Origin of the sequence: Shewanella sp. SG41-4, assembly GCF_014164505.1 — a bacterium.
In the GTDB taxonomy this organism is placed as follows: domain Bacteria; phylum Pseudomonadota; class Gammaproteobacteria; order Enterobacterales; family Shewanellaceae; genus Shewanella.
Window position 1 is genome coordinate 1 of the sequence record NZ_JACJFI010000240.1, and the last position, 5,931, is coordinate 5,931.

A 5,931-nucleotide genomic window follows, 5' to 3' on the forward strand; every position below is an offset into this window, starting at 1 on the left:
GGTTCCAACAGTTTAATCAATCTAATAATCAAACCCACAGTTAAGGATACGCTGCACCAATGTATCAACTAATGTGTATTATATTATCGGTTTTATTAAGCCTTATCAGCATTTGTGCTCAAGCGGAGACAAGCAAACTGATCGCTACTGGCGGCGCGACAACTATTGAAGGCAGTGCTGGAGGGGGAATTGTGCCTTGGGCGGTAATTAATGGCTATGCCAGTTCAGACCAATGGTCTTTCACCGCGATGAACACTGCCGTCTATGTTGACGATTTCAGCTTACATTCTATTGGCGCATCCTTAAGCATTGATAACCGCTTTGAACTCAGTATTGCCAAGCAAACTTTTGATCTAGACACTCTAGGTGGCAAATTGGGTCAAGATATTATTGGGGTAAAGTACAAACTGGCCGGTGAAGTGTTATATACCGCCATGCCACAAATTAGCTTAGGGCTACAATATAAACGTGTTGATGATTTTGCGTTACCACAAGCTGTAGGGGCAAGGGATGACTCGGGAGTTGATATCTATTTAGCTGCCAGTAAAGTCTATTTTGATGCCATTGCAGGGCGTAATCTGGTGACAAACTTAACCCTTAGAGCAACTAAAGCAAACCAAACTGGCTTGCTTGGTTTTGGTACTGCTACAAACAACGATTATCAACTACAAGCTGAAGCTTCTATCGCCGTGTTATTAACTGATAACATTGCACTGGGTTATGAATATAAACAAAAGCCTGATCAACTTGGTTTTGCAGAAGAAAATGATTGGCAGGATATTTTTATGGCTTGGTTTGTCAATAAACACTTTTCTGTTGTGGGCGCTTATGTTGATTTAGGTAGCATTGCAGGATTTGAGCAACAACAAGGGTGGTATTTATCTGTAGAGGGAACGCTGTAATGATTAATATTGTTAAACATCATATAGTGGTCATTAGCGCGGTGTTATTACTGTCTGCTGCCTGTGCAAGCCAACCAACGACCCTTTACCAGCAGCTCGGCGGGGATAAAGGCGTCAGTATGATTACCGATGATTTTCTAGCCAATCTATCCCAAGACAACCGCATGTTGTTTCATTTTGAACAAACCGATATTCAAATTTTTCGCCAACGGCTTATTGATCATTTATGTGTAGTGAGTGACGGCGAATGCGTGTACGAAGGTGCATCTATGTTTGATGCGCATATTGGATTGCACATCACCCAAGCTGACTTTGATGCAGTTGTCGGTCATTTAATAGAAGCACTTAAACAACAGCATATTCCACTCGCAACCCGCAATGCATTGCTTGCTAAGTTAGCACCCATGTATCCAGAAATTATCGAGCATTAGGCGTGATAAAACGGCTTATATTGCTAATAACCGCTTAGTAAAATGGGCTTGGATCAACATCGAGAGAGCCTGGTGATACGCCGCGCTCAATATGTAATTCTGATTTAAGTAAATCAACCATCGTCACTTCAGTGTAGCGCTTATACTTAATCGAATAAAAACACTTCACAATAGGGTTCAATGCATCACGTCCCTTAGAGTCCCATACAATTCCCACTCGCTCATCCGATAATTGAACTAACGAACCAACAGGATAAATCCCTACACAGCGAATGAACTCGTATACGAGTGCTTGATCAAGATGAAATGGCGTCAAGCTCATCAAAATTTTAAATGCTGCCGCCGGACTCATGGCTTCTTTGTAGCAACGCGAAGCGGTTAATGCATCAAAAATATCAACAATACAGCTCATACGTCCGTGTTGAGGAATTTGTTCGTCTTTTAAACCATTAGGGTAACCGCGGCCATCGAGTTTTTCATGGTGCATTAAGCACACATCTTTACTCACTTGTGATAAGCCTTGTGTTTCATTCATAATTTCAATTGCATACACTTGATGCAATTTCATGTGTTCAAATTCTTCTGGGGTTAACTTACCTGGTTTGTGCAATATTTCATTATCGACTTGAATTTTGCCAATATCATGTAAAATACCGCCCACCGCCATCTGCTTAAGCAGCTCGCGATCAAGATTAAGATGCTTACCAAAAGTCACCAATAAAAAGGCAACATTAATAGAATGTTCAAGTAAATAAGCATCTTTGGTTCGCAGTGCAGAAATACACTTAAATGCATCCGCATCGTCCATAACAGACTCAATCATTTTGTCGGCGACATCTTCAAATTGACTGACTTCGATGGCTTTACCGCTGAAGGTTTCAGACATTACTTTTTGAATTAAGCCTTTAGCTTCAGTAAGTAGCTTTTTAGCCTGCGCTTGCTGACTATCACGGGTTACCGTCGCTTTACGTACCAATAGACTGCTAACAGAGCTCGATTTACCCGCTGTTTTTAACCCACAAGTATCTGAAGATCGATCAATATCAACCCACACAAGCAGAATGTTGTTTTTTTTCAGCTTTAAAATTGCATCACGATGTTTGATTTGTCCAGGATTGCGAATAGCCACCTTGCTTTGCTGATGATCTATTGCCGTCACAAACATACCGATGGCAAGTTTATCAATGGGCATTTTAATGACATTGCTTGATTCAACAGAATCATTCATTGTGACAATTACTCCGAAAGAGAACTTTAAAAAAGAGATCTAGCTCACATACAACTAGCGATATTTTGAACTATTTTGCACGGATCTACTACTTTTATTACCGGAACATTACTGTGTGGCCACATTCTGGTTCACTATTTTGGTAAAAAACTCAATGATTAATTATCAAACTGGTGTTGATGATCTGGAGTAACTTACTACCTCATCATTTTGCAGTATAATGATACCTGTAAAGAGTAAGCTATATTAGCAATTCAGATCACACGCTTTCATCTTGCCAATTGACACTATTTAATCGGTTTATTAACGTTAACTCTTATGTTGTTATACGAGAGGTATAGATTGGCAGGCCACTTTTTTTCACCACAATTTAGCGAGTTAATCACAAAGCTCGAACAACTTCGCAATGTGTCGATCTGTGAACCTATCGTTCAGCTCTCTGTTGAAGCTCCAGCGCTGCCATTAATCTCTTGGTTAAGCGCACAAACCTTATACCCAAAAATCTACTGGCACGGCCGCGATAGAAACGAAGATGTTGCCGCTATAGGCTCGTGCAAGGCGTTTTATTTTGCAGACCAAGTTGACGACAATGCCCTAGCACAAATTTATCAACAGCAACGCAATAAAACCAATCATCAAGATGTTCGCTATTATGGCGGTTTAGCGTTTGATCGCACGGTAGAATGTTGGCCTGAATTTGGTCGTGCGCACTTTATATTACCCCGAATAGAATTACGCCGTAATGGTAACCACGTTAGAATATTGGTGAATCTTAACTTTGAAAATGGTGCGCCGGAAGACGAAATACAATCTGCATTAAATGCTATCGCAATGGTGCAAAAGCCACGCCCCTTGTCGCCGCCGAACAAACTCACATTAATGGGTCGAAGCGATTTACCTAATTTTTCACGTTGGAAAGAATTAGTTGAACAAGTCACTCAAGCTAATTTTATTAGCTCAACACCTAAAGTCGTCTTATCACGTCACAGCCAAATTGATGTAGATGATAATATTGACCCGTGGACCTTACTCGCGTGCTGGCAGGGCCGTAATCCGAATAGTTTTCAATTTGGATTTCAATTTAGCCCTGAACGCGCATTTATTTCCTGCTCACCAGAACGGTTATATTTACGCCGCCAACAGGAATTATTTACCGAAGCGTTAGCCGGAACAACCGTTCGAGGACTCAATCAAGAAGAAGATAACGTACTGGCACAAGCATTATTAGATGACATTAAAAATAGCCACGAAAATCAACTAGTCAGAAAGCATATTGTCGATGTGCTCACTCCTTTAAGCCAATATGTCGGTGCTGATGAGCAACCTAAAATTTTTAAACTTAATCATATTCAACACTTGCACCGCGCTATCCGGGCGCAGTTAAAACCCGGTATCAGTGATTTTGAATTGTTACGGGCACTGCACCCCACTCCCGCCGTAGGAGGATTACCACGCGAGGCAGCACTGAACTTTATTCGCCAGCGAGAAGGTTATGCTAGAGGTTGGTATGCTGGAGCTTGTGGATATTTAAATCATAATGAATCAGAATTCTCTGTCGCAATTAGAAGTGCTCTGATAGAGCCGAGAAGAATCAATTTATTTGCCGGTGCCGGCATTGTTGCAGGCTCCGATCCTGAGGCTGAATGGCAAGAACTGGAAAACAAACTAGCCACGGTATTGTCTATTTTAATCGACTTTTAATCTTTTTCTACAAACTTAAAACAATATTGTTATCCTCGACGAAATCTTTCGCTTGTGTAAAACACATGCTATTATCCCGCCCCCGCGTTTGCAAGCACCTTGGTATGGCCTTGAATATAGGCTAACTAATGAGTGTGTATAACGTAAACTCGGTCAATAAACTAAAATAATAATATCTCTATAACAGACATTAGCTTATCTGTTTAACGGCAGCTAAAAAGCCTCGTTAGCATACGCAATTACTGTTAACCAAATTAATAGCGGGTTCCCTCACCCCGCGCTAACCCAATTAAAAAGGCCACAATATGTTGACGTTAACCCAGGCGAAATATCGCCGAGCACTGATGCTATTAGTCAGTTTTCATATCTTAATTATTTGCGCAAGTAACTACCTTGTTCAACTGCCATTTCAGCTGTTTAGCTACCACACGACTTGGGGTGCTTTTAGCTTTCCATTTGTATACCTAGCTACCGATTTAACCGTAAGGGTTTTTGGTCAACAAGCCGCTAGAGGCATTATTCTCAAAGCCATGATACCGGCACTTGTAGTGTCGTATTTAGTCGGCGTATTGTTTCATCAAGGTCAATTACAAGCATTTAGCGCCTTAGCAGAGTGGAATAGTTTTGTATTTCGTATCGCCTTTGCCAGCTTTGTGGCTTACTTAATTGGCCAGCTCATGGATATCACTGTCTTTGCAAAATTACGCCAGGCCAAAGCTTGGTGGGTTGCACCTGCTGCATCAACATTAATTGGTAACTTAGTTGATACCTTAGTGTTTTTCAGTGTAGCGTTTTATGCCTCAAACGATGCGTTTATGGCAACACACTGGCCAGAAATAGCCACGGTGGATTACGCTTTTAAGCTGATAGTGAGCCTAGGTTTGTTTTTACCCGCATATGGTGTGTTACTCAAAATCCTGCAAGACAAAATTTTACTTAATGGCGGCAGCGATAGTGACAACGTTATTATCCAAGCATCCAAATAATCATCATTATTAATTGCGTAAACGTTTGATTTAGAATAGTTAGTGCAAGTAATTGGTTAATGTAAATAATTGGTGATGTAAATAATTGGTGATGTAAAAGTGGTTAATCAATAAAAGCGTACCGTCGGCTTCATCAGTCATGCCGACGGTACGCTCTATTCATTCAGCGTTTTCGACCATTGTGATGCCCAACCTGAATGCATGAGATTTCCATTTTAGGACTCATATAAATTGAAGCTGTAAATTAAAACGGGTTTAAACAAAACTTCGCTCTATATATCCCCGCGCTAGCTTTAGTAAGGTTAATAGCTGTAGTAAACCAGCACAAACCCATTCCTCTCTACGCTAAACAACACCTAAATCTAAATGAAATAGCTTTATTCCATAAACTCATCTAAATAGAATGATAAAAAACCAATCGACTAAGAATATTTATTATATTAATTAATGGCTAATGCAATATTTTTAATAAGTTGAATATAAAAATGAAATTTATGATGATAAACACTTGCAAATACAAATGAGAATGATTATTATTAACTTGCGTTCCAAAACTCGGTTTACTAAATAGAGACTTCATCACCTTTAATTAGTCTGCAGAGTTCGCAAGCACGACATTGCTCACACACTCTTTGTGGCCGGGTTAATCACCCGGCTTTTTTTTGCCTGTTTTTTATTATTTC

General features: G+C 40.2%; 5 protein-coding genes. 4 read left to right on the forward strand and 1 reads right to left on the reverse strand.

Features of this window, described 5'->3' with window-relative positions; all coding sequences use genetic code 11:
• Nucleotides 1–59: 59 nt before the first annotated feature.
• Together H5202_RS17060 and H5202_RS17065 are read left to right on the forward strand one after the other, a co-directional pair.
• Nucleotides 60–902: a DUF3034 family protein gene (locus tag H5202_RS17060; protein WP_182773133.1), complete on the forward strand. Its 843-nt coding sequence runs from the start codon at nucleotides 60–62 to the stop codon at nucleotides 900–902.
• Nucleotides 902–1,333 (forward strand): group I truncated hemoglobin, encoded by a 432-nt coding sequence (locus H5202_RS17065; protein ID WP_182773134.1) that lies wholly within the window; start codon nucleotides 902–904, stop codon nucleotides 1,331–1,333. The genes H5202_RS17060 and H5202_RS17065 overlap by 1 nt, the downstream gene beginning before the upstream one ends.
• A 34-nt stretch (nucleotides 1,334–1,367) precedes the next feature.
• Here H5202_RS17065 and H5202_RS17070 read toward each other — a convergent pair whose 3' ends face one another.
• Nucleotides 1,368–2,561 (reverse strand): HD-GYP domain-containing protein, encoded by a 1,194-nt coding sequence (locus H5202_RS17070; protein WP_182773135.1) that lies wholly within the window; start codon nucleotides 2,559–2,561, stop codon nucleotides 1,368–1,370.
• A gap of 318 nt (nucleotides 2,562–2,879) precedes the next feature.
• Between H5202_RS17070 and H5202_RS17075 the strand changes: the two genes are divergently transcribed.
• Both H5202_RS17075 and H5202_RS17080 read left to right on the forward strand, forming a co-directional pair.
• Nucleotides 2,880–4,262, forward strand: coding sequence for an isochorismate synthase (locus H5202_RS17075; protein ID WP_182773136.1), 1,383 nt, complete (start codon nucleotides 2,880–2,882; stop codon nucleotides 4,260–4,262).
• Between the two features lie 305 nt (nucleotides 4,263–4,567).
• Nucleotides 4,568–5,248 carry a 7-cyano-7-deazaguanine/7-aminomethyl-7-deazaguanine transporter gene (locus H5202_RS17080; protein ID WP_011639323.1) on the forward strand — a complete coding sequence of 227 codons (681 nt, stop codon included), beginning with the start codon at nucleotides 4,568–4,570 and terminating at the stop codon, nucleotides 5,246–5,248.
• The last annotated feature ends 683 nt before the right edge of the window (nucleotides 5,249–5,931 follow it).

Bases quoted from the DNA above. Each gene is read 5' to 3' on its own strand.
- H5202_RS17060 (WP_182773133.1), top strand. From the start codon at position 60: ATGTATCAACTAATGTGTATTATATTATCGGTTTTATTAAGCCTTATC.
- H5202_RS17065 (WP_182773134.1), top strand. From the start codon at position 902: ATGATTAATATTGTTAAACATCATATAGTGGTCATTAGCGCGGTGTTA.
- H5202_RS17070 (WP_182773135.1), bottom strand. From the start codon at position 2,561: ATGAATGATTCTGTTGAATCAAGCAATGTCATTAAAATGCCCATTGAT.
- H5202_RS17075 (WP_182773136.1), top strand. From the start codon at position 2,880: ATGTTGTTATACGAGAGGTATAGATTGGCAGGCCACTTTTTTTCACCA.
- H5202_RS17080 (WP_011639323.1), top strand. From the start codon at position 4,568: ATGTTGACGTTAACCCAGGCGAAATATCGCCGAGCACTGATGCTATTA.